We start from the raw sequence: 23250 nt of genomic DNA, 5'->3' as shown, positions 1-23250 counted from the left end.
CGCCGCTCACGGCCGGAATCTGGTATCCCACCGATGCGCCGGCCACGCCGCACGCCTTGGGCGACGTCACCCGGACCGTTGCGGCCGGCACGCCGATAGCAGGCCATCACCTGCCGCTGATCGTGCTGTCGCACGGCGGCGGCGGCTGGTACGGCGCCTTTCGAGTCGATGTTGCGATAGGAAGGAGACTCACCCGAATTCGTCGTGTTGCGGCAATTGGTCGGTGATCGAATACCACGGTGCCTTTGAACCCACGAAAATGTGGGCAGTGGGAGACATGGCGGGCGAGTCCGTGAGTGTTCCCAGCGTGACGTGAACGTATTGCCCCTGACGAACCACCGAGAACATAAGGCTTCCACATATTTTGCAGCGCACGTCATGCGACGCTCGTTCATCGCCGAAAATCAACAGGCTGTCTTCGCCCCGAGTGATGCGCAGCTTGTCGCGCTCGATTCCCGCGAAGGGTTTGAACGCCGAGCCGGTCGCGCGCCGGCAGTTTGAACAGTGGCAGTTCAACGCATAGACGAATTCGTCTCTTACCGAGTAATGGACGGCACCGCAAAGGCATCGGCCGGCAAGCAATGGTGTCATGGCTGCTTTTAAACAGAAGGTACGTCGCAAATTGGAAAGTCACGCAGCCGTGATTATTCGCGAGCCGACGCGCGATGTCGAACCGCCAGACCGCTAGCGCCTGAAAATGACCTGCGCCGTGCCGACCTCGATCGGAGAGGAGGTGTGCTGGTGGACAATTTTCCATCCGTCGGCCTGCTGCCTCAGCGTCATGGTGAGGCGATTGTCCATGGAGCGCAGTTCCGATCCGTCGGCGTCGACGGCTTTATATGTCGCGAAGGCGTGAACGACGGCGAGGTCCGCGGCGACGATCGTTTGCGCCGCGCTGAAATCGACTATCACACGTTCCGTACCCAGCGAACCGAACCAGCCCTCCACCATGGCGCGCCACGATGCGATGCCGTTGTACGACCATGTCCCCCACATGTCGAAGACCACCGCATCGCGGTCGTATAGCGCAACGAACGCGTCCACGTCTTTTGCCAATACCGCGGCTTTGTAGCCCTCCAGGACTTGCAGGATCGGATTGTCGAGTCGGTTCACAGTGTGCTCCCAGGTCGGATGACGATGGCGGCCAGACCTGGCGCAAAACGGCAGATCCAGGGTTCCTGACCAATTGTCTTACCAGGTAACGACGATCGACGCACCATCGGATCGACATCCCCCGAAAAAACCTTCAACACGATATTGCGTTGCATTGATCAGATCCCCGCCCGCTGCGCGGATCACTGGGCGATCTGCTGACGTTGATACTCGTCGTGCTTCATTTGCATATAGTCGGCGCGGCTGACCTCGTGCAATTGCCGCGGATACTGCTCGGTGGCATCGAACCAGTCAGCGAGGCGTTTGTCGAGGCGGGCGTTGGGCGGGCTGGAAAGCGCGCCAAGATAGGCATCGATGGCGAGGTAGTAGCGCATCGTATTGCGTTCGACCAGGCCGCGCACGCCGCCGATGTATTGCGGCTCGCTCGTCGACGAATCGGGCGTTGCGGAAAAGCCGACCTTGTCGCTGCCGATCGTCGCCAGGTAGGTTTTCATGGCAATCCGTCCCGCCGTGCCATATCCGTACGCGTAGGTCAGGTGAATAAAGGTGCGGTTATCGCCCACCGGTATCGCTTCCAGCACGATACGGTAGTCTTTCGTGCTCAGCGGACCCTTGGCGGCAGTGAGCTCGACGCGAAAATAATCAGGGGTGCTCGCTACCGCACGAAAGTTGAATTGCACGCGGTACGACGACGAAAGCGATTCCTCGGTTTTCTTGCCGATGTTCACGGTGAGGATCGTACCGCTGTCGCTGGTCGACGCATGGCAGTATTTGGTGTTCAGATGCAGGATCAGCACGTCGCACCAGTTGGCCGGGCCCTGAGTCGGGTCGTTGAGCGCGCCGCTGACCACCGCGAAAGGATAGTTGAGCACCCCGTAAATATCGCCCTTGAGCGCCGACGGCAACTCCTGCGATTCGAGGTACAGCGGTCGCTGAAACTGGTTGTGCGCGAGTTGCTGCGTCAGACTTTGATATTTCGCGTGCAGGCGAGCCGCGCCGTCGTCCGCTTGCGCGACGACGCTCTGGCATAAGAAACAGAACACCGTCGTGATCAAGACAATCCACCACGGTCGCGTCCGCCGATTACCTGCCGGGGATGTCGCAAGCCTGCTCATGGTCCTCCTCCTACTTTGGCTCAGGTCGTGGCGCAACGGAGGCGGATCCGATCCTGGCGCCCTCGTGGTTCCCGCATATCGCCGACGTCATACGGCCATGCGCAAATACAGGCCGCGGAACCCGGACCCTCATCGCTCGCCTACGCTGATTCGCCTGACGTCCACCGACATCATCCGAGCATAGGTCTCACTCATTTTCGCCGCGAGCAGTCTTTTGCTCTCGACAGAGTAGTGATCGTTTACATCAAGCTGTAGATAAGGCATTGCGTCGATCTCCAATGAGAGTGTTGCGCACGCGCCAACTATATGCCGCGCCATCCAATCGATCAAAACCGTCGCCGCACCACGCTCTGGCGAGCCGATCGTCGCTCGTGTCCGTAGCAGTGTCGAACGCCAGGCATGCATGGCTGACGGGCACTCTGTTTTGGCCAATTGCCCTTGCATAATGGTCTTCACTATTTACACGAAGTCCCGGATCAACGAGGTACGTTCGCTGCCGGGAACTCGCCACCGACATTCAACAGCGATGAGTCGTTTATTTCATTGGCTGTCCTATTGTTTGTTCGCGTTCTCGCCAACAGCGTGCCTGCTGTCAAATCGATCGTCAGGAGAATCGTCATGCGTAAGATGCTTACCGTCGCTGTCGCAGCGTTTTGTATTGCGTCCTTTTCGCACGAAAGTCGTGCCTCTGGCGATGATGATGTCCCACAAGCCCGATGCACGCTACCTCAAGGTACGGTCGCATTGGTGGAAAAGCAGTTGCATACGGTCGTGAACCTGTCCGATGCGAACGGCGGGATCTTCAAGCCTAACCGGATGTGGGCGGCCATTGTCGATCGGCAGGGGCATCTGTGTTCGGTGATCGTGACCGGCGACGCCTGGCCCGGTAGCCGGGCCATTGCAATCGCGAAGGCTTATACCGCGAACGGTTTCAGCAACGACGCACTCGCCCTATCGACGGCAAATCTCTATGCGGCCGCCCAGCCGGGCGGCTCCCTTTACGGCCTGAATAATTCGAATCCTTTCGACGCGCGCTTCCTCGAACAGGGCAGCGGCATCGGACACACGCTTGGCGGCGTCATTACCTTCGGCGGCGGCATCGCGCTTTATGCAGCAGGGAAAGTCATCGGAGGATTGGGCGTGAGCGGCGATAGCGCCTGCGCCGATCATGCGATCGCCTATCGCATGCGCAAGCTCGCGGGGCTCGGCACTGTACCCGCCGGCCAAGGCCCGAACAACACGGATAACATCGTCTATTCAACGAGCGGATCTCCGATCGGCTTTGAGCATCCTCATTGCTTCCCGAGCGACCTGAGCGCCGATAAGATCGAGCAGATACCTTCGCACTGACCGGCTCCGAACGGTTGGCCGGCGACACCCACTGACGACGGCAATCATCGACCCGTGGCATCGGGCTTCCGGACAACGTATCGGAAGCCCGCGTAGCGTCTCGGACAGTCGGATCTGGAGTGCGTTCGTACCCGCAGAGTGATGCGGTGAAAATCGTCAACGCATCTGCCCGTCAATTTGCCTGCGCAGACGATTCTCCTCGTCTTGAAGCTCGGGCGTAAAAGCTTCGCCAAAGTCCGCAGGCTCAAAGAACGGGCGAATCTCGATCTCTGAATCACTGACCATCGGATTCGGGCAGCGCTTTACCCATTCAATCGCTTCGTCCATCGATTGAACCTGCCAGAGCCAGTACCCGGCGATCAATTCCTTGGTTTCCGCAAACGGGCCGTCAATGACGGTGCGGTCCTTCCCTGAGAACCTCACGCGAGCGCCGGCCGAACTCGGCTTCAACCCGTCGCCGCCCTGCATGATGCCGGCCTTGACCAATTGCTCGTTGTACTGCCCCATCGCCGTGAGGAGTTCGGTACTCGGCATTTGCCCGGCTTCCGATTCGGGGGTTGCCTTGATGATGACCATGACGCGCATTTGGGTTTTCCCTTAGAAGACGAAAGTGTCTGGAGGCAACGGCGCCTCCAGTGACGACGACGAATGATCATAGGGGAAATCGACATGCGCCAGACACGATTGCTGGTCACGGCACTGCGAACGCGTTGTGCACCGACTTTTCGCCTGTATCGGCGGGCCATTGTGCGCGGATCTTCGTCACGACCAGCTCCGGAAGCGGTATGTAATCCAGCGCGTTGACCGTCGGCCCACCATGACTCAACGCCCATTCGAAAAACTTCAAGGTGGCTTCGTCGTGGCCCGGCTTGTTCGGCATCGCGGGAAGCAACACATAAGTCGCACCCATGACCGGCCAGGCATCCTTGCCCGGCTGGTTGGTCAGCGATTGCGAGAGAGAGCCCGACCAGTCGGCGCTCGCCGCGGCTGCCTTGAAGGTCGCGGCGCTGGGCTGAACGACATTACCCGCCGCATTGGTCATGGCAACGTACTTCAAGCGGTTCTGTTTCGTGAAATCCCATGCGACATAGCCGATTGCGCCGGGCAGATAGCCGACATACGTGGCAATGCCCTCGTTGCCCTTGCCGCCGATGCCGAGCGGCCACCGCACGCTAGTGCCTTCGCCTACCCTGCGCTTCCATTCGGGACTGACCTGCGCGAGGTAGTGAGTCCAGATCAGCGTCGTGCCCGAGCCATCCTGGCGACGCACCACGGCAATCGGGTAATTAGGCATCTTGATCTTTGGGTTCAACCGCACGATTGCCGGGTCGTCCCAGAACTGAATCTTGCCGAGATAGATGTCGGCGACGACCGGCCCCGTCAACATCACCTCGCCGGCTTTGAGCCCCGGAAGGTTCACGACGGCTACCACGCCGCCGATTACGATTGGAAATTGCCGCAAGCCGTTGCGGGTCAGTTGATCGTCGGTCAGTGGCGCGTCCGAGCCCGCAAAGTCGACTTCCCGGGCGATGACCTGCTTGAGCCCATCGGACGAACCCGTGCCCTGATAGATCACCCTGCTGCCACCCGACTTCTGGTAGTCGGCGGCCCATTGGGTGTAGAGGGGAGCGGCGAACGTGCTGCCGGCTCCCTTGATGTCGGCGGCGTAGGCCGCGGCTGCGCATGAACAGCAGATCAGACCGGCCATGATGGCGTCGGATGTTCTCACGAATGTCTCCCGTCGGTTCTTGTTCCGGGACATCGCTGATCCAGACCTGCCACCGCATGAGCTCGTTGGAGGGCGACCGTGCCGGTAATTCAATGTGCAGTTTTCATCGGGTGTGTCAGGTCTCCTGCATGACGCGCCATACGACACATTAAAGAACGGTGACAGACCGAATTCCAGTTGAATCATGCTATCGAACGCGCCGTGCCCGGCGGCCTCTTCCCCAATTGCAGGCATCCGGTTTCCGGACAGCCGACACACATCAGACATCCCTTCACGTCTCGTCCCACGGTGGCACGCCCGAGAACGCGTTGACCAGGAAATCGATTGCCGCACGAACTTTTGCGCTCACGTGGCGACGGCTCGGATACAGCGCGAGCACATCGATATCCGGCAAACGGTATTCAGGCAATACCTGGACGAGCCGGCCTGCGCGTAGGTCAGCGACGCTGGCCACCAACCTGACGAGCGCGTTTGTCGGCGCCAAGCATCAGATTCCTGAAATGATCAAGCAAGGCGGTGGGTCGATCATCTTCACGTCGACGTTCGTCGGCTACTCGTTCGCCTTCGCGGGGACCGCCGCCTATGCCGCGAGCAAAGCCGGGCTGATCGGACTGACGCAAGCGCTCGCGGCTGAATACGGCCCGCAAGGCGTGCGCGTCAACGCGATCCTCCCGGGCGCGGTGGACACGCAGATGTATCGCGGTATGAACGATACGGCCGAATCGCAGACGTTCGTGACCGGGCTGCACGCGCTCAAGCGGGTCGCAAAGCCGGAAGAGATTGCCCGCTCGGCGCTCTACCTTGCTTCCGACGATTCGTCCTTCGTGACGGGTACCGCTTCGTTGGTGGACGGTGGGGCTTCGATTACGCGCACCTGAGCTTTCTTGACGACGGCACCCGCGGGAATGCGGATGTTCGACGACGACCCGCGAACGGCTGCTTGACCCACGCTTCGATGATGTCGGCTCGTGTCCGGAGGTACGGTCTCGGATGCGCGGCCGACATCGGAGCGTTCGGGCGCTAGCGTCGACCGGCGTCGGCTGATGGACGAACCCCCTACCATGAAAAATAAACGACCACTGTGCGGTTCCTCACCTAACCTTTGATCAGTTGAACCGCGAAAAGCAAAGCGCGAGTCAGCCGGAGTAACCAACAAGGAGGCGGGCCATCATGAAGACGTTAGTCCACACAGCTTGCGCGGTCGCGGTCATGGCTGTGTCAGTTGCATCGCTGGCGCAGTCGGACGGGGCGCTGACGCACGCGCAAGTGCAGGCAGAAATCGCTCAGCTCGAGCAAGCCGGCTTCAATCCGGCCAATGCGAATACCGTCGACTTTCCTACCAACATGCCGACCACCAACGCCACTGCCGCAGGCCAAAGCAGCGGCTACGGCCCCGCGACCAGCGGTACGCAGCAGATGGGTAATCCGGCCAGCACGAGTGGGATGAAGCCGGTGTTCTTTGGCGGATCGTAAGCCTGCTCGCCTGACCAGCTCGACGATGCAGAGCATGCCGTCCCCGCCGGGACGGCGTGGAGTGTCGTGCTATGCGCGCTTGCAGAGTGGTTTCGGCCGCCGCCTGAATGCCCGAAGCCGTCATGACGACGATTTCGGACGCACCCGACCCGAGCGCCATGTCGCATGGCGCCTGTTGTATTGCCAGCCTTGTTTCGCTGAGCGCCTGGGCGCAAACAGCTAACACCTCGTCAGCGTTTGTTAACGTCGATGGTCAGGATTTCGTATCCGGGGTCGGCGTGCTCGTTCGCGACTTTATTCGCTTCCTCATACGAGCGAAAGGACGTGGCTTCCTTAATCTCCGGTGCCATGCCGATATCGCCGTCCTCTGCCGTGCAGAGGAACTTTTCGCCGGTCTTTACGACGTAGACGGTCGTCATATTTCCCTCCATGGCTTGCAGGGGAACTTCCAGTCTAGCAGGCTGGTAGGGTTGCACACGGTTCGCTGAGGCGATTCTGCTTTGCCTGGTCCGATCGCTGCATTCGCTCAGGGCGTCACTGCGCGATCGACCGCCGCACATTGCGGGCGATCCACGCCGCAAGACCGGAACGGCCCGCGATCGACAGCGTGCGGCGCGGCCCCAGCACGATGCCGCCGATCACCAGCGCGAGAAGCAGCGCAACATGCGGCGCCTCGGCGAGCGACGCGAGCACATTGCCGGCGGAGTAGCGCGAGGCTGCCCGCACCGCCGGCAACGCGGCAGTCTGGTTCGCCGCGACCAATGCGGCTCGCGATGCCTCCATGCGTTCCAGAATGGTGACCCGGGCAAGCTCATTTGCGTGATGTGGCTGACTCATTTGAGCGACTCCCTGAGAGCGTCGAGATCGGAATGAATCTCGGCCTTGAGCACGTGAAGCGATTGCGCCGGTTTCTGCGCCCGCAAGACGAGCAAGGACACGATGCACACGAGCAGCCACGCGGCGGCAACGCCCCAGACCACCGCAAGGAAGTAAGGCGTCTGCCACGCGGTGGCGATGATCGCGATGCAAATGAAGGACAGCGTGAACAGGCCCGCGACTGCCAACGCCATGAGTGCGCTCAACTCGCGCACCAGACGCTTTCGCGTCTCCTCGACTTCCAGCGCGAACAGTTCGCTATAGTCGGTTACACGTTCGACGCAGAATCGCCCGACGTTGCGCCACCTCGTGACCTTCGCATGGATCGACATTCCGTCCTCCTTACGATTCATTTGCGGCGGCCGCCATCAGCAAAGACTTCGCCTCTCGGCCGACAGAGCGAAGCGACGCCAGCGTTGAGCGCAGCGCAAGAGCCGGGCCCGCGCTGAGCGCTCGCACGCCGCGTGCCCGTTCCTGGACGGATGCCTGCACGCGTTCGCCCTGTCGGCACAGCGCTTGCTCAAATCATGCAGATCATTCGCTCGCCGAGGACAGCATGACCCCGCTCCCCCCAACCGATCACACTGACCGCACCGCCGGCGCAAGCATCGGCGAGACCGGCTCCGATATGGCTAGCGCGGACGGACGCGCGATGCCGGCCGCGCGCGCCGAGCCCGGCTCCCACCACGCGATGCATGACGCGCACCGCGGCGCGCTGATCACGGTGACCGCGCATCGGAACTCGCGAGGCGCCTGGATCGCCGACGTGTCGATTTCCCGCGAGGGCCGGCCGCTGGAGATACCCGCCAATCTGGCCAACGCGGAGCCCGTGACGCCGGAATGGCTCACCGAGGCGGAAGCGTTGCGCGCCGGCATCGAACAGGGCCGCTATCTGATCGACCGGATGCTGGGCGGCGGCTCCGCACCTCTGTCGGCGTCGCTGGGGCCGGTGCGCTGACGCGGGCGTCGCCACACGCGCACGTTGCAATACGCGCACGTTGCAAATGTCGTGATTGCAGGTTCGACGGATTGTCCGGGTCGAGATTGTCTTTCTGATCGCCGAGGCGTTAGAACCGTGCCCGAGCCGGCGACCCGGCGCAAACGCGTTACTCGTCGCTATCGAGCCCGCCCGGCGGCGGCCCGATCGTCATGCCCGCGCCCGACCCTGTGCGGGTTCCGGGGGGATAGGCATCGGTTGCTGTCTCGGGCGGAACGTCCGCGACGCAGCGGCTCGCGTCGCCGTCGCGCAGACATTGCACGAAACGGTCCGCCTCCTGCGGCGAGCGAAATCCGTAGATCTTGCTGGCAACCTGCACCTGTGTGTCCGACAGTCGCTTCGACGGCGTTTCCATCACCACTCCTTTTTGCTCGAAGATCTATCGCTACGAGCAACGCGCGCGCCACCTCCAATGCAATCGCGCCGCGACTGCGGCACAGCGCTTGCGTTGGCCCTACGCAGACCTGGCAGGCCTAGCGCGCCGCGCTCAACCGTCTTGCGTCGGCGATGCCGACGGCGGCCCGCAAGTCGTCCGGATGAACCATCAATTCGCGGACCTCGCGCAGCGTCGCGTACTGGTCGAGCGCCGTCCGCCATCTCGGCGATTCGAGCAACTGATGCCACACCGGTTCCAGCACCGCGCAATCGGCATCACGGCCATCCGCCAGTGCTGCCGCGAAATCGAGGCTGGCGTGCGCCGACAGCAGCTGCATCCGGCTCGCAGGGCCCAGCACGCGCGGCGCCGCTTCGACGGGTGCGTCGCAGCAATACAGCACGGTCCTGCGAAGACCGGCCCCGTCGCTCGTCAGCGCGGCGAGCGACGCGCCGCTCAATCCCACCGTCCCCTGCTGCGTCCGAAACGGGTAGACGGTGTGCGGGTCCGCATGCGCAAGCAGCGTCAGTCCACGCACGAGCCGCGGCAGATCGGTGGTGGCCGCATCGACCGATGCCTTCGCTTCGACGAGCAGGCAGACGTCCCACGCCGCCGCGTCGGCCGGGGGCTGTGCCTGGCGCAGCAGCACCACGTCCCATTCGGTTTTCGCGCGCTCGTGGCTCGCGGGTATCGCGGCCGGCACGCGCATCGAGTTCACGACACGGTACGAGGCGAGCGCACCGTGCGCGTCATTGAGGCGCCGCGCGAGCGCGTCGAGCGCATCGGCGGCCGATGCCTCGACCGCGGCGCCGCGCTGCTTCGAACTCAAGCCTCGTGCTACGGCAGTCGAGCTTCCCGGCCGCGGCCCCTGGCGATCCCACAGCGTCTGGTACTGACGCACGCGCGCGTCGGACGCGAGCGCGTAAAGACGGCGCAAGCGCTGCAAAGCGGCACTCTCCAGCAATTGCGCGAGGCCGCGTTGCAGCGCCGCGTCGTGCGCGATTTGCGGCGTATCGATGCAAGCTTGCACGGCTTCGGCCAGCGCGGGCCACGCTTCGGCGAACGCCAGCGCGTGCAGATGCGCCAGCGCGTCGCGTTGCAGGCCGGGTAGCAGCCGCTGCTGTTTGGCCGGATGTGCGATCGCATTGACGGCCGCGTAGATCAGCCGGCGATCGACGCTCGCGTGCGCGGCCAGCGACGCGTACTCGCGCACCACCGTGCTGCGATGCCGTAGCAGCATCGCCTGAAACACCGGGTCGCCGGCTTCCTCGCGCATCGCCTCCCGAATCATGCGCGCGAGCGCCTCGACGAAGAAGCGCTGGTTCGCCGCATCCGGCGCTTCGCCACGCGCGCTCGCCTCGCGAGCCTGCTCGATCGCGAGCGCGAGCACGGTGGCGGGTCTCGCTTGCTGCGTCGGCGCGCAGACGGCCGCAAGCGCCGGCAGGCGATAGCGACGCGCGACAGCGTCGAGCATCTCGTCGAGCAACGAAGGCGATGGCGTCAAGGACATAGCGATATGTCGATCAGTTGGCGAAATAACTGTACATGAAGGTTCGATGCGGCGCGCGGACCGGCACGGGCCGCCCCGTCAAAACGCCATTGCCATAAACTTCATGAAAAATGGGCGCTGGGAAATCCCGATAAACATTACAAAATACAAACATGAATCGAACCGGCAATTGCATTTTTCCGACATTAAACATGCACTACGAATTCAGCACGAATATTGCTCTCCGGATTAACACGGAGAAAACCGGCTTCAACCATGCAGACGTTTAATGCTCGGCGTACACTCGCCGGGAAGCGCTTGCCATAAGGCGCAAGGGCTACGGTGCCGTCCGCGATCAAACGCGGTTTTGTGGAGACTGAGGAGAACAATCAATGAGCTGGACTCGGGAACAGAGAAACGTCACGATCGCCGCCTATCTAGGCTGGACGCTCGACGCATTCGATTTCTTTCTGATGGTGTTCGTATTGAAAGATATCGCGCAGGAATTCAATACGGACATTCCTTCGGTCACAGTCGCGATCATGCTGACCTTGATGATGCGCCCGCTCGGCGCATTGATTTTCGGCTGGCTCGCCGACAAATACGGCCGCCGTCCGACACTGATGATCAACATCGCGTGCTTCTCCCTGCTCGAACTGCTGTCCGGTCTGTCGCCGAACCTGATGACGCTGCTCGTGCTGCGCGCGCTGTTCGGTATCGCGATGGGCGGCGAATGGGGTGTCGGCGGCGCGCTGACCATGGAAACCGTGCCGACGAAGTCGCGCGGTATCGTGTCGGGTCTTCTGCAAGCCGGTTATCCGAGCGGCTACCTGCTCGCGTCGATCGTGTTCGGCCTGTTCTATCAATACATCGGCTGGCGCGGCATGTTCTTCGTCGGCGTGCTGCCCGCGCTGCTCGTGCTGTACATTCGCGCGCACGTGCCGGAGTCGCCCGCGTTCAAGACGCTCGAGAAGAAGGTCCGTCCTGGCCTCGTCGCGACGCTCAAGCTGAACGTCGGTCTGTCGATGTACGCGATCATCCTGATGACCGCCTTCAACTTCTTCTCGCACGGCTCGCAGGATCTGTATCCGACCTTCCTGCGCGTACAGCGCCAGTTCGACGCGCACACGGTGTCGTGGATCACGATCACGCTGAACATCGGCGCGATCTGCGGGGGTCTGTTCTTCGGCTGGGCGTCGGAGAAGATCGGCCGCAAGCGCGCGATTTTCATCGCCGCGTTGATCGCGCTGCCGGTGCTGCCGCTGTGGGCCTTCTCGACCACGCCGATCCTGCTCGCGCTCGGCGCGTTCCTGATGCAGATCTCGGTGCAAGGCGCCTGGGGCGTGATTCCGGTGCACCTGAACGAAATCTCGCCCGATGAAATCCGCGCGACCTTCCCCGGTCTCGTGTATCAGCTCGGCAATCTGATCGCGTCGGTCAACGGTCCGCTGCAAGCGAAAATCGCCGAAGTGCACGGCAACAACTACGCGCTCGTGCTGGCGATCGTTGTCGGCATCGTCGCGATCCTGATCTGCGCGCTGATTCCGTTCAGTCGCGAGCGCCGTGGCATCGACATGACGCAGTCCGCGCGTGAAGTCGTCGGCGCGGAATCGACGGACGGCGCGGTCGGAGGACGAGTTTAAGAGCTTGAGGCTTTCGAACCAGACGGCTAGCCAATACGCGTCAACGCGTGGAGCCGGGTCAACCCGGTCGTCGAGCGCAAGGCCAGATTACATCGCAACACGACACGAGGCCGTTCCGATTCGTTCGGAACGGTCTTTTTATTTTCCGCGCGGCATGACGCGCCGCGCTTCGCCAGCATGGCTCCCCGACAGGTCTTCTAGAGGAGTTCGTCGAGCCCGTCCCTTGATCGCACCGACCATCCTTTCTTATCCTAAAAAAAACGGTCGTTTCAAATATCGATTTGAATCGCGTGTTTGCGAGCCGGCAGCCCCGGCAACTGGGAGACGGCAACATGGCAGTTCGCACAGCCGGCCGGCATGCCGGCGATACGAAGTCACGCATTCTCGACGCCGCGGAGACGCTGTTCATCGAATGCGGCTATGAGGCGATGTCGCTGCGCCAGATCACTTCGCGCGCCGAAGTCAATCTCGCGGCGGTCAACTATCACTTCGGCAGCAAGGAATCGCTGATTCACTCGATGCTGTCGCGCCGGCTCGATCAGCTGAACCGGGAGCGCCTGAAGCTGCTCGACCGCTTCGACGTCATGCTCGGCGCGCGCCTGACCTGCGAGCACGTGCTCGGCGCGATGTTCATTCCGGCGCTGCGTCTGTCGCGCGATCCGCGTGTCGGCGGCAAAGCGTTTCTGCGCCTGCTCGGGCGCGCCTACACCGACCCCGCGTCGTTCATCCGCGACTTTCTGAACGCGCATTACGAAGCGGTGGCGATGCGCTTCTTCGACGCGTTCCAGCGCGCGCTGCCGCATCTGCCGCGCGAGGAGCTCGGCTGGCGGTTGCATTTCGCGATTGGCGCGCTGTCGGGGGTGCTCGCCGGCACCGATACCGACAGCCTGATTGCCGAGTTCTCGCAAGGCAAGTCGATGAACGATCTGCAGCTCATCGCGCGCCTTGCGTCGCTGATGGTCTCCGCGCTGAAGGCGCCGCTGCCGGACGGCTCGCAACTGGCCGCGTTCGGCGCCGTGCTCGGCGATGCGACCGACGGCGGCGTGGACGGCACGTTCGCCAGTGCGCAAGAACAGACCAGCGGCGAGGCGGCCAAGTGCGCAGTGGCACGCGACACGTTCGACAGCAACAGCCGCGGCGGCACGATGGAAGCGGCGCCGGCAAGCTATCAGCATGGGCTGCACGGCACCGCCTGACGACGTCTCACGGCGTCATCGCGTCATCACTCGACGTAACCACCACACGTCGTACATGGAACCCGAACGAGCTCGCTTACCCGAGCAGTACATCTACGTTGCGCAGCGTCAGTCGAGTCGGTAAGACACGGTAACGCCCGACGCAAGAGCGCGACTCGCAGCTGGCCCGGCGATTGCGTCACCACAGAGGAGGAAACGTCATGCCGTGGTTCATCCTGGCGCTCGTCATCGCCGCATTCGCTCTCGTCTACGTTCAGGCCCGCGCCTCATGGTGGCTCGCGGCGCTGATCGTCTGGGTCGCGGCCGCACTCGTGAGCGGCGCGGCCGGCCCGCTGCTGACGACACTGCTCGCGATCGTGTTCGTACTCCCCGCCCTCGTGCTGACGATCAAACCGCTGCGCCGCGCATGGCTCGCGAAACCGGTGCTCGACACGTTCCGCAAGATCCTGCCGCAGATGTCGCCGACCGAGCGCGACGCGATCGAGGCGGGCACGGTCTGGTGGGATGCCGAGCTGTTCTCGGGCCGCCCGCACTGGGACACGCTGCTCGGCTATGGCCCGGCCATGCTCAGCGCCGAAGAGCAGACGTTCCTCGACGTCGAATGCGAGCAGCTGTGCGACCTCGCGAACGACTGGGAAACCACGATGGTCTGGCAGGACCTGTCGCCGCCAACGTGGCAGTTCATCAAGCAGCACGGCTTTCTCGGCATGATCATTCCGAAGCAGTACGGCGGCAAGCAGTTCTCCGCGTACGCGCATTCGCAGGTGATCATGAAGCTCGCGACGCGCTGCTCGGCCGCAGCCGTGTCGGTGATGGTGCCGAACTCGCTCGGCCCGGCCGAGTTGCTGATGCACTACGGCACCGACGCGCAGAAGAACTACTATCTGCCGCGTCTCGCGCGCGGCGAGGAAATCCCCTGCTTCGCGCTGACGAGCCCGTATGCCGGGTCCGACGCCGCCGCGATTCCCGATGTCGGCATCGCTTGCCGGGGCCTGCACGAGGGCCGCGAGACGCTCGGCTTTCGCGTCACGTGGGACAAGCGCTACATCACGCTCGGGCCGATCGCGACCGTACTCGGCCTCGCGTTCCGCGCGCTCGACCCCGACCATCTGCTCGGCGCGAACGACGAACCGGGCATCACCTGCGCGCTGATTCCGACCGACCACCCTGGCGTCGACATCGGCCGGCGTCACTGGCCGTTGAACGCGGTATTCCAGAACGGTCCGAACTCGGGCAAGGACGTGTTCATTCCGCTCGACTGGGTGATCGGCGGACGCGCCCAGGTCGGCAACGGCTGGCGCATGCTGATGGAGTGTCTGGCGGCGGGCCGCGCGATCTCGCTGCCGTCGTCGAACGTCGGGATGGCGAAGATTGCCGTGCGCGGCACCGGCGCATATGCCGCGATTCGGCGCCAGTTCCGCACCGCCGTCGGCAAGTTCGAGGGCGTGCAGGAAGCGCTCGGCCGCATGGGCGGCAACCTGTACGTGATGGACGCCGCGCGCCGGCTGTCCGCGCAGGCGGTCGACCTCGGCGAAAAGCCCTCCGTCATTTCGGCGATCGCCAAATATCACATCACCGAGCGCGCGCGCATGGTCATCAACGACGGCATGGACGTCGTCGCCGGCAAGGGTATTTGCATGGGGCCGTCGAACTTTCTGGCGCGCGCGTATCAGCAAATGCCGATCTCGATCACCGTCGAAGGCGCGAACATTCTGACGCGCTGTCTGATCATCTTCGGCCAGGGCGCGATTCGCTGCCATCCGTACGTGTTGAAGGAAATGACGGCGACGCGCGAGCCCGATCGCGCGAAAGCCTTGCGCGAGTTCGACGCGGCGTTCTTCGGTCACCTGAATTTCACGGTGTCGAACGTGGTGCGCAGTGCCGTGTATGGGCTGAGCGGCGGCGCGCTGATCGCGAAGCCGCGCCGCGCGTATGCGCCGCTCCATGCGTACTATCGCGCGGCGACGCGTCTGTCGGCCGTGTTCGCGTTGCTCGCCGACGTGTCGATGTTGGTGCTCGGCGGCGATCTGAAGCGTCGCGAACGCATCTCGGGACGCCTCGGGGACGTGCTGTCGCAGCTGTTCCTGATCTCGGCGACGCTGAAGCGTTTCGAGGACGAAGGCCGACAGCACGACGACTTGCCGCTCGTGCGGTGGGGCGTCGAGGATGCGCTGTACAAGGCGCAGCACGCGCTCGACGGCGTGCTCGCGAACTACCCGAACCGGGTCGCCGCGACGCTCGTGCGTGTGCTCGCATTCCCGTTCGGCCTGCCGCATCGCGAGCCGTCGGACCGGCTCGGCAGCGAGATCGCCGAACTGATGCAAACGCCCGGCGCCGCGCGCGAGCGGCTCGTCGCCGACTCGTACGTGCCGCACCCCGACGTCGATGCGCTCGGCTATGGCGAGCTCGCGTTCGCGCTCAATCCGCAGTTCACGCAAATCGAGCAGAAGCTGCGCGAGGCGGTGAAGCAGGGTCTGCTCGAACCGCTGCCGCAAAGCCTGCCGCAGTTCGCCGCATGGACCGATGCGGCGCAACGCCAGGGCCTCGTCGACGCGGACGAGCGGCGCGTGCTCGACGACTACGCGCGCTACGGCGCGCAGGTCGTCAAGGTCGACGATTTCCCGGCCGACTTCGACCTGCTCGCGAGCTTGCAACAGCGCAAGCAGGCGCTCGAAAAGGCGCTGGAACTGGTGGCCTGATGCGCGCGCTGACGCAGAAAAAACTACCGACCCAGCGCGGCAAACCGTACCCGAGTCACGCAACTCAAGGCACACTGACACACGTCCGGCGCCCCTGAAAATCACGGGGCTGCCCGCGGCGCGTCCAGCAGAGCAACCGATAACATGAACGACTCCTACCTGAAGTTCGTCAACTCGCCGTTCGGCGGCCGTCTCGCGCACTCGCTCGGGCTGCCGAAGCCCGAGGTGCTGCGGCGCTATCGCGCGGACCGGCCCGAGTTCGACGGACTGATCGCGATCGGCGCGGGCCGCGAGCCGCGCCTGTTCGACGCGCTCGCGAGTCTGATCGCCACCATCGGCATGACGAGCGTCGCGCACGAAAGCGCCGGGCTGTGGGTGCCGCTCGCCCATCGCCACGGCCTGATGACCGGCCGCTTCGAGCCGGCCGAAGCGGGTGCGCCGGGCAAGCTTGCCGCGTTGATGTTCGACGCGAGCGGTATCGACGACAGCAGCCTGCTCGAACCGCTGCACGGCTTTTTCCACGACACGCTGCGCTCGCTCGGCAAGTGTGGGCGCATCGTCGTGCTGGGCCGGCCGCCCGAGGCCTGCGCGAGCCCGCGTCAGTGGACTGCCCAGCGCGCGCTCGAAGGGCTCGTGCGCTCGCTCGGCAAGGAAGCGCGGCGCGGCATCGCCGCGAATCTCGTGTACGTGGAGGAAGGCGCTGAAAACGCCATCGAGGCGACGCTGCGCTTTTTCCTGTCGCCGCGCTCGGCCTATGTGTCCGGTCAGGTGGTGCGGATCGCGGCACATGGCGCGCCGCCGCACGACGCGTCCGCGTTCGACTGGCGCCAGCCGCTCGCCGGCCGGCGCGCGCTGGTCACGGGCGCGGCACGCGGCATCGGCGCGGCGATCGCGAGCGTGCTCGCGGCCGAGGGCGCGCATGTGATCGGCCTCGACATTCCGTCCGCGCGCGACGCGCTCGATGCGACGATGCGGCAGCTGAACGGCAGCCCGCTCGCGTTCGACATCGCCGCGCCCGAAGCGCCCGCGCAGATCGCCGCCGCGCTCGACGAGCTCGGCGTCGACATCGTCGTGCACAACGCCGGCATCACGAAGGACAAGACCATCGCGAAGATGACCGACGCCGTCTGGCAAAGCGTGATCGACATCAACCTGAACGCGCAGGAACGCATCGACGACGCGCTGCTCGCGGGCGGCATCTTGCGCGATGGCGGGCGCATCGTCGCGGTGTCGTCGATCAGCGGCATCGCGGGCAATCCCGGCCAGACCAACTACGCCACGTCCAAGGCTGGCGTGATCGGCCGGGTGCAGAGCATGGCGCCGCCACTGCGCGCGCGCGGCATCACGATCAACGCGGTCGCGCCCGGCTTCATCGAAACGCAGATGACCGCGAAGATTCCGCTCGCGATCCGCGAGGCCGGCCGCCGCATGAACTCGATGAGTCAGGGCGGCCAGCCCGTCGACGTCGCGCAGACCATCGCGTGGCTCGCTCATCCGGGCTCGGCCGGCGTGACGGGCCAGGTCGTGCGCGTGTGCGGTCAAAGCCTGATTGGCGCCTGAACGGGAGCATGGGTATGGACGAACCGCGTGATCCGTTCGGCAACCGTCAGCTCGCTCCCGCGCCGGGCGACGGCGCGCGGCCGAAAACCGTCGTCATCGAAACGCTGCCCGCGCCGGCCAAGCTGTACGGGCGCGCGCTGACGGGCATCGTCAAGCGCGGCCGCGACGCGCGGCTGCCGCCGTTGCGGCTCGTGCGCCCCGCCGTCGTGCTCGAGCCCGGCCCCGTGTGGCGCTATGCGCGCGTGTGCGGCTTCATTCCCGAGCACGGCGTGCCGCTCACCTACCCGCACCTGCTCGCGTTTCCGCTGCATCTGCTGATGCTGACCGACCCCGCGTTTCCGTGGCCCGCGCTCGGTCTCGTGCATCTGGCCAATCACGTGCGGCTGCGCCGCCCGCTCGCCTACAAGGACCTGCTGCGCATCGAGGTCGAATTCGGCGCGCTGCTGCGTCACGACAGAGGCCAGGCGTTCGTCGTGCATACGCGCATCTATCGGCGCGGTGAGGCGGTGTGGGACGGCGACAGCGTCTATCTGAAGCGCGCGGTGCCGGCGCTCGGCCATCCGCTCGAAGCGTTGACGCTCGGCCCCGATGCGCTGCAACGGATCGCGCGCTGGCAGCTCGCGCCGCAACTGGGCCGCGACTACGCGAGCGCGTCCGGCGACTACAACCCGATTCACATCAGCGCGCTGTCGGCGAAGGCGTTCGGCTTTCCGCGCGCGATCGCGCATGGCATGTGGACGCTCGCGCGCGCGGCGTCGTCGCTGCAGCCGCCGAAGCCGCTCGCCGAAGCAACGCTCAGCGCCGAGTTCAAGGTGCCGATGCTGCTGCCGGGCGAAGCGTCGCTGTGGAGCGCATCGCCTTCGCTGATCGAGCGCGATCTCGAGGTGCGCGATATCGCCGGGGAAAAGCCGCATTTGCGCGGGCGCATGCAGTGGCGGCTGCTGTGAACCGCGAGCGCGCCGTTCGCATCGACCAATAATCTGGGAACGACCCAAAGGAGCCGAGCATGTCCCACCCGCAACCTGCCGTGCGCCGCGTCGCCGTCATCGGGGGCAACCGGATTCCGTTCGCCCGCTCGAACACCGCGTACGCGAGCGCATCGAATCAGGACATGCTGAGCTTCACGCTGCAAGGGCTGATCGATCGCTATGACCTGCACGGCGTGCGTCTCGGCGAAGTCGCGGCGGGCGCCGTCATCAAGCACTCGCGCGACTTCAACCTGACGCGCGAGTCCGTGCTGTCCACCACGCTCGCAAAGGAAACGCCCGCCTACGACGTGCAGCAGGCCTGCGGCACCGGCCTCGAAGCCGCGATCCTCGTCGCCAACAAGATCGCGCTCGGGCAGATCGACGCGGGCATCGCGGGCGGCGTCGATACCACGTCCGACACGCCGATCGGCGTCAACGAGCGCATGCGCAAGATCCTGCTCGAAGCGAATCGCGGCAAGAGTACCGGTCAGCGTCTCGCCGCACTCAGCAGGCTGCGGCCCGGCATGTTGTTCAAGCCGCTGTTGCCGCGCAACGGCGAGCCCCGCACGGGGCTGTCGATGGGCGAGCATTGCGAGCTGATGGCCAAGCGCTGGAACATCTCGCGCGAGGCGCAGGACGTGCTCGCGTACGAGAGCCATCGCAAGCTCGCCGATGCGTACGCGCGCGGCTTCGTCAACGATCTGATGACGCCGTACAAAGGCCTCGCGCGCGACAACAACCTGCGCGCCGACCTGTCGCTCGAAAGGCTTGCGAACCTGAAGCCCGTGTTCGACCGCGACGCGGGCACGCTGACCGCCGGCAACTCGACGCCGCTGACCGATGGCGCATCCGCGGTACTGCTCGCGAGCGAAGCGTGGGCGGCCGAGCGTGGCTTGCCCGTGCTCGCGTATCTGAGCTGGTCGGAAACCGCGGCGGTCGACTTTTTCGACAAGCAGGAAGGCCTTCTGATGGCGCCCGCCTACGCGGTGCCGCGCATGCTCGCGCGCGCCGGCCTCACGCTGCAGGACTTCGATTTCTACGAAATCCACGAAGCGTTCGCGGCTCAGGTGTTGTGCACGCTCGCGGCATGGCAGGATGACGAATATTGCCGCACGCAGCTTGGCCTCGCCGGCGCGCTCGGTGCGATCGACCGCACCAGGCTCAACGTGAACGGCGGTTCGCTCGCGACCGGCCATCCGTTTGCGGCGACGGGCGGACGTATCGTCGCCGCGCTCGCAAAGATGCTGGCGCAACTCGACAAACCGGCCGGCAGCGCACGCGGGCTGATCTCGATCTGCGCGGCGGGCGGCCAGGGGGTCGTCGCGATTCTGGAACGCTAGCGCGGCAGCGCATACCAACATTTTCAGGAGGCAACCGATGACCGAGCCCACCCAAGCCCCGCTGCACGTGCCGGACGCAGGCGGCACGCCTCGTCGAAACCCGGTGCCCCACCCCGCTCCGAACACCGACGGCATCTGGTACGCATCCTATCCGGACGACGTGCCGCGCGACATCGACGTCACGCAATACGAGTCGATCGATCAGTTCTTCGACGAATGCATCGCACAGTTCCGCGAGCGCGTCGCGTACGTGAGCGTCGGCGCGAACCTGACGTACGGTGAACTGGGCCGCAAGGCGAGCGCGTTCGCGGCGTACCTGCAAAGCATCGGCGTGGAGCCGGGCGAGCGCGTCGCGATCATGCTGCCGAACACGTTCCAGTATCCGGTCGCGCTGTTCGGCACGATCAAGGCGGGCGCGGTGGTCGTCAACGTGAATCCGCTCTACACGGTGCGCGAACTCGCGCACCAGCTAAAGGACAGCGGCGCGCAGACGATCGTCGTATTCGAGAACTTCGCGAAGACGCTCGAAGATGCATTGCCCGGCACCAAGGTGCGCAACGTGATCGTGACCGGGCTCGGCGATCTGCTCGCCGACGGCGCGAACCTGAAGGGACACCTGCTCAATTTCATGCTGCGTCACGTGAAAAAGATGGTGCCCCCTTACAAGCTGCCGCAGGCGGTGCCGCTCCTGACAGCGCTTTCGGCCGGTTATGCGCGGCCGCACACACCGGTGCGCGCGACCCACGAAGACATCGCGTTCCTGCAATACACGGGCGGCACGACCGGCGTCGCGAAAGGCGCGATGCTCACGCACCGGAACATCCTCGCCAATCTGTTGCAGGCGAAGGCGTGGGCCGCGGGGCAGCTGTCCGGCGAGGGCGAAACGGTGCTCACGCCGCTGCCGCTTTATCACATCTACTCGCTGACCGTGAATGCGCTGATCTTCATGGGGCTCGGCGGGCGCAACATCCTGATCGCGAATCCGCGCGACATGAAGCGCGTGATGATGATCATCCGTCACGAAAAATTCACCGGCATGACCGCGGTCAACACGCTCTATAACGCTTTCCTCGACAACGAGGAATTCTGTCGGCGCGACTTCTCGGACCTGAAGCTCGCGATGGCGGGCGGCATGGCGACGCAGAAAGCCGTCGCCGAGCGCTTCAAGGCGGTGACGGGCAAGCCGATCATCGAGGGCTACGGACTCACCGAGTGCTCGCCGATCGTCTCGATGAATCCGGTCGATCTGACCAATCTGCGCGACTTCGAGGGCTCGATCGGCTTGCCCGCGCCGTCCACGCAGGTGCGCTTCAGGAAAGACGACGGCAGTTGGGCCAATATCGGCGAGGCGGGCGAGCTGTGCGTGAAGGGCCCGCAGGTCATGAAGGGCTACTGGAACCGCCCCGACGAAACCGCGAAGGTGATCGACGACGACGGCTGGCTCGCGACCGGCGACATCGGCGTGATGGACTCGCGCGGCTTTATCCGTCTGATCGATCGCAAGAAGGACATGATCCTCGTGTCGGGCTTCAACGTGTATCCGAACGAAATCGAGGACGTGATCGCCGCGCATCCGGACGTGCGCGAAGTCGCCGCGATCGGCGTGTCCGACCCCGCGCAGGGCGAGCGCGTGAAGGTGTTCATCGTGCGGCGCACGCCGACACTGACCGCCGAGCAGGTGATTGCGTACTGCCGCAAGAATCTGACTGGCTACAAGGTGCCGAAGCTCGTCGAGTTCCGCGACGAGCTGCCGCAAACCAACGTCGGCAAAATTCTGCGCCGTGCGTTGCGCGACGAGGAACTCGCGAAACAGAAGTCCGCCTGACGGGAATAAGCGTTGCTTCAAAGCGTTATTGCTTTGTTGCTTCGCGTTATTGCCTTGCAGGTTGCATGAGCGGCCGCGTCACTTTCTGGAGAAATTCATGAAGCACCGCATGACCGCCCGTTCGCATCGCCGGCGACAGCGCTTGCTGGGTGCGCTGCTCGTCGCGCTCGGCCTGCTGTCGGTGCCGACGGCCTTCGCGCAGAACGACGATCGCCCGCCCCCGCTCAACACCGCGAGCGCCGTCAAGCCGCCCACCACGCCGGCCGCGCAGGTCGGCATGCTGACGCTCGACCAGCAGGTCAAATGGCTGCGCGCCGCGCAGCAAAGCGGCACGCTCGAAAAGCTCGACGACGCGCAACTGGTCGCGCTGTTCCAGTCGCTCGATCCGCTCGCGCTGCCGCGCTATATCAAGGAAGGGCCGAACGACTACCCGTCGTACGAGTTCACGATGTCGCGCTCCGAGCGCATTCGTGGCATATGGCCCGACAAGCCCGATCACATGCTGGTGCGCGTCGCGCACGACCCGCTGCGCATCTACGCGAAGTGGCTGCCCGACGGCGCGCACGCGGGCCAGGAAATCATCTACGACGAATCGAAACGTAGCGACGAAACCTACGGCCACCTCGGCGGCATCATGAACGTGATGCCGTTGTGGACCTCGCTGACCGGCGCGCTCGCACGCTCGCAATCGAATCACAGCGTGCGCGATCTCGGCACCGAGTACGTTGCCGATCAATACCTGAGTGAAGGAAAAAAATACACCGAGGCCGGCTTGCCCCTTTCGGTGCAGATCGCAGTGAAGACCATCGACGGTGTGCGCGTCGTCGCGTTCACGTTCGAAACACCGGTCGGCCAGCCACGGTTCTACGCGAAAAAGGAGACGCTCGGGCTCGATCTGCGTCATCCGTTCTTTCGCAGCGTCCAGTCTTACGACAACGACGGCAAGATTTTCGAGCAGATCGTGTTCGAGAGCATCACGCCGAGGACATTCGACGATTCGACCTTCGATCCGAAGAACAAGGACTACAAGTTCTAGCGCGCGCTGCGCGGCGTCAGCGCGAAGGCCACGTGGGCGGGTTGCGCGTCCAGCCCCTCGCGCGCTTCGTGACGATGCTCGACGAAGCGTCCCGTGCGAAGCGCTAGGTGTTGCAGGACGAAGTAATCGGACGCGCGCGTGAAGCCGATCAGCGCGGGCATCGCGTGCGGGGTCCGCCCAACGTCGAGCAGTGGCGCAAGTGTCGTGAACCAGAGCGCGCCCGCATCGTCGCCGGTTTCGAAGGTCGGCAAGCGAAGATGCGCGGCATAGCGTCCGAACGACGCGCCGCATTCGAGCGTCGAGTCGACGATCGCGAACGCGCGCGCATCGTCAGCGCACGCGGCGGCTCGTGCGAGCCACGGCCATGCGCCGCCCGCGGCCGTCGCGAGGCATGCACCGGTGAGCATGAAAGTGCGTCGATCCATTGGCGTGTACGTTCCGTTCTGTTTGCGCTTCGGTCTGCCGTGC

General features: G+C 64.3%; 22 protein-coding genes and 3 pseudogenes. 12 read left to right on the top strand and 13 right to left on the bottom strand.

Annotation, left to right across the window (positions count from 1 at the left end; translation table 11 throughout):
- Window positions 1–189: 189 nt before the first annotated feature.
- From OKW37_RS11265 to OKW37_RS11250, 4 genes and pseudogenes are all read right to left on the bottom strand, one after another.
- The gene (locus tag OKW37_RS11265; protein WP_429406477.1) at window positions 190–591 is read right to left on the bottom strand and encodes a GFA family protein; all 402 of its coding nucleotides are present in this window, start codon (window positions 589–591) and stop codon (window positions 190–192) included.
- 93 nt (window positions 592–684) lie between these two features.
- Window positions 685–1113, bottom strand: a complete 429-nt coding sequence (locus OKW37_RS11260; protein ID WP_184044057.1) for a YybH family protein — start codon at window positions 1111–1113, stop codon at window positions 685–687.
- 182 nt (window positions 1114–1295) lie between these two features.
- Entirely contained in the window at window positions 1296–2228 is a 933-nt protein-coding gene (locus OKW37_RS11255; RefSeq protein ID WP_090804177.1) for a hypothetical protein, read from the bottom strand.
- A gap of 132 nt (window positions 2229–2360) precedes the next feature.
- A pseudogene (locus tag OKW37_RS11250) lies at window positions 2361–2492 on the bottom strand (tautomerase family protein); the annotation flags it as partial.
- A gap of 354 nt (window positions 2493–2846) precedes the next feature.
- Between OKW37_RS11250 and OKW37_RS11245 the strand changes: the two are divergent.
- Window positions 2847–3578 carry a GlcG/HbpS family heme-binding protein gene (locus OKW37_RS11245; protein WP_429406481.1) on the top strand — a complete coding sequence of 244 codons (732 nt, stop codon included), beginning with the start codon at window positions 2847–2849 and terminating at the stop codon, window positions 3576–3578.
- Window positions 3579–3734: 156 nt separating this feature from the next.
- Here the strand turns inward: OKW37_RS11245 and OKW37_RS11240 are convergent, their stop codons facing one another.
- From OKW37_RS11240 to OKW37_RS11230, 3 genes and pseudogenes are all read right to left on the bottom strand, one after another.
- The gene (locus tag OKW37_RS11240; RefSeq protein WP_018418318.1) at window positions 3735–4163 is read right to left on the bottom strand and encodes a YciI family protein; all 429 of its coding nucleotides are present in this window, start codon (window positions 4161–4163) and stop codon (window positions 3735–3737) included.
- A 106-nt stretch (window positions 4164–4269) separates the two neighbouring features.
- On the bottom strand, window positions 4270–5286 hold the full coding sequence (gene pstS, locus OKW37_RS11235; protein ID WP_429408428.1) for a phosphate ABC transporter substrate-binding protein PstS: 1017 nt from the start codon (window positions 5284–5286) through the stop codon (window positions 4270–4272).
- A 292-nt stretch (window positions 5287–5578) separates the two neighbouring features.
- A pseudogene (locus tag OKW37_RS11230) lies at window positions 5579–5746 on the bottom strand (LysR family transcriptional regulator); the annotation flags it as partial.
- Between OKW37_RS11230 and OKW37_RS11225 the strand changes: the two are divergent.
- A pseudogene (locus OKW37_RS11225) lies at window positions 5745–6185 on the top strand (SDR family oxidoreductase); the annotation flags it as partial. The pseudogenes OKW37_RS11230 and OKW37_RS11225 sit on opposite strands and share 2 nt — an antisense overlap.
- Before the next feature lie 292 nt (window positions 6186–6477).
- Entirely contained in the window at window positions 6478–6780 is a 303-nt protein-coding gene (locus tag OKW37_RS11220) for a DUF4148 domain-containing protein (RefSeq protein WP_184029736.1), read from the top strand.
- 230 nt (window positions 6781–7010) lie between these two features.
- Here OKW37_RS11220 and OKW37_RS11215 read toward each other — a convergent pair whose 3' ends face one another.
- The 3 genes from OKW37_RS11215 to OKW37_RS11205 form a co-directional block, all read right to left on the bottom strand.
- The gene (locus OKW37_RS11215) at window positions 7011–7199 is read right to left on the bottom strand and encodes a hypothetical protein (protein ID WP_018418322.1); all 189 of its coding nucleotides are present in this window, start codon (window positions 7197–7199) and stop codon (window positions 7011–7013) included.
- Between the two features lie 115 nt (window positions 7200–7314).
- The gene (locus OKW37_RS11210) at window positions 7315–7617 is read right to left on the bottom strand and encodes a hypothetical protein (RefSeq protein WP_429336260.1); all 303 of its coding nucleotides are present in this window, start codon (window positions 7615–7617) and stop codon (window positions 7315–7317) included.
- Window positions 7614–7988, bottom strand: a complete 375-nt coding sequence (locus tag OKW37_RS11205) for a phage holin family protein (RefSeq protein ID WP_184029739.1) — start codon at window positions 7986–7988, stop codon at window positions 7614–7616. The genes OKW37_RS11210 and OKW37_RS11205 overlap by 4 nt, the downstream gene beginning before the upstream one ends.
- A gap of 224 nt (window positions 7989–8212) precedes the next feature.
- Between OKW37_RS11205 and OKW37_RS11200 the strand changes: the two genes are divergently transcribed.
- Complete coding sequence (locus OKW37_RS11200; protein ID WP_429406484.1) at window positions 8213–8614, top strand: DUF6566 family protein; 402 nt, start codon at window positions 8213–8215, stop codon at window positions 8612–8614.
- Window positions 8615–8762: 148 nt separating this feature from the next.
- On the opposite strand, the gene OKW37_RS11195 is transcribed toward OKW37_RS11200, so the two are convergent.
- Together OKW37_RS11195 and OKW37_RS11190 are read right to left on the bottom strand one after the other, a co-directional pair.
- On the bottom strand, window positions 8763–9008 hold the full coding sequence (locus OKW37_RS11195; RefSeq protein WP_018418326.1) for a hypothetical protein: 246 nt from the start codon (window positions 9006–9008) through the stop codon (window positions 8763–8765).
- A gap of 118 nt (window positions 9009–9126) precedes the next feature.
- The gene (locus OKW37_RS11190) at window positions 9127–10536 is read right to left on the bottom strand and encodes a 3-deoxy-D-arabino-heptulosonate 7-phosphate synthase (protein WP_429406486.1); all 1410 of its coding nucleotides are present in this window, start codon (window positions 10534–10536) and stop codon (window positions 9127–9129) included.
- A gap of 371 nt (window positions 10537–10907) precedes the next feature.
- Here OKW37_RS11190 and OKW37_RS11185 point away from each other — a divergent pair, with 371 nt between their 5' ends.
- From OKW37_RS11185 to OKW37_RS11150, 8 genes are all read left to right on the top strand, one after another.
- Entirely contained in the window at window positions 10908–12158 is a 1251-nt protein-coding gene (locus OKW37_RS11185; RefSeq protein WP_187610380.1) for an MFS transporter, read from the top strand.
- 332 nt (window positions 12159–12490) lie between these two features.
- A complete protein-coding gene (locus tag OKW37_RS11180) occupies window positions 12491–13354 on the top strand; it encodes a TetR/AcrR family transcriptional regulator (RefSeq protein ID WP_429406488.1) in 864 nt (287 codons plus the stop codon).
- Between the two features lie 200 nt (window positions 13355–13554).
- On the top strand, window positions 13555–16053 hold the full coding sequence (locus tag OKW37_RS11175) for an acyl-CoA dehydrogenase (RefSeq protein WP_429406490.1): 2499 nt from the start codon (window positions 13555–13557) through the stop codon (window positions 16051–16053).
- 144 nt (window positions 16054–16197) lie between these two features.
- Window positions 16198–17613: a 3-oxoacyl-ACP reductase gene (locus OKW37_RS11170; RefSeq protein ID WP_429406492.1), complete on the top strand. Its 1416-nt coding sequence runs from the start codon at window positions 16198–16200 to the stop codon at window positions 17611–17613.
- Between the two features lie 14 nt (window positions 17614–17627).
- The gene (locus OKW37_RS11165) at window positions 17628–18560 is read left to right on the top strand and encodes a MaoC/PaaZ C-terminal domain-containing protein (RefSeq protein ID WP_429406494.1); all 933 of its coding nucleotides are present in this window, start codon (window positions 17628–17630) and stop codon (window positions 18558–18560) included.
- Window positions 18561–18619: 59 nt separating this feature from the next.
- Window positions 18620–19921: an acetyl-CoA C-acetyltransferase gene (locus OKW37_RS11160; protein WP_429406496.1), complete on the top strand. Its 1302-nt coding sequence runs from the start codon at window positions 18620–18622 to the stop codon at window positions 19919–19921.
- 37 nt (window positions 19922–19958) lie between these two features.
- Complete coding sequence (locus OKW37_RS11155; RefSeq protein WP_429406498.1) at window positions 19959–21746, top strand: AMP-binding protein; 1788 nt, start codon at window positions 19959–19961, stop codon at window positions 21744–21746.
- Between the two features lie 97 nt (window positions 21747–21843).
- Entirely contained in the window at window positions 21844–22782 is a 939-nt protein-coding gene (locus tag OKW37_RS11150; RefSeq protein ID WP_429406500.1) for a DUF1571 domain-containing protein, read from the top strand.
- On the opposite strand, the gene OKW37_RS11145 is transcribed toward OKW37_RS11150, so the two are convergent.
- Window positions 22779–23207 (bottom strand): hypothetical protein, encoded by a 429-nt coding sequence (locus tag OKW37_RS11145; protein ID WP_429406502.1) that lies wholly within the window; start codon window positions 23205–23207, stop codon window positions 22779–22781. The two genes, OKW37_RS11150 and OKW37_RS11145, sit on opposite strands and share 4 nt — an antisense overlap.
- Between the last annotated feature and the right edge of the window lie 43 nt (window positions 23208–23250).

It is taken from the genome of Paraburkholderia sp. MM5482-R2 (assembly GCF_050436125.1).
Classification (GTDB): domain Bacteria; phylum Pseudomonadota; class Gammaproteobacteria; order Burkholderiales; family Burkholderiaceae; genus Paraburkholderia; species Paraburkholderia tuberum.
The sequence above is the reverse complement of the archived record's forward strand: the minus strand, read 5'-3'. Positions and strand labels throughout refer to the sequence as shown.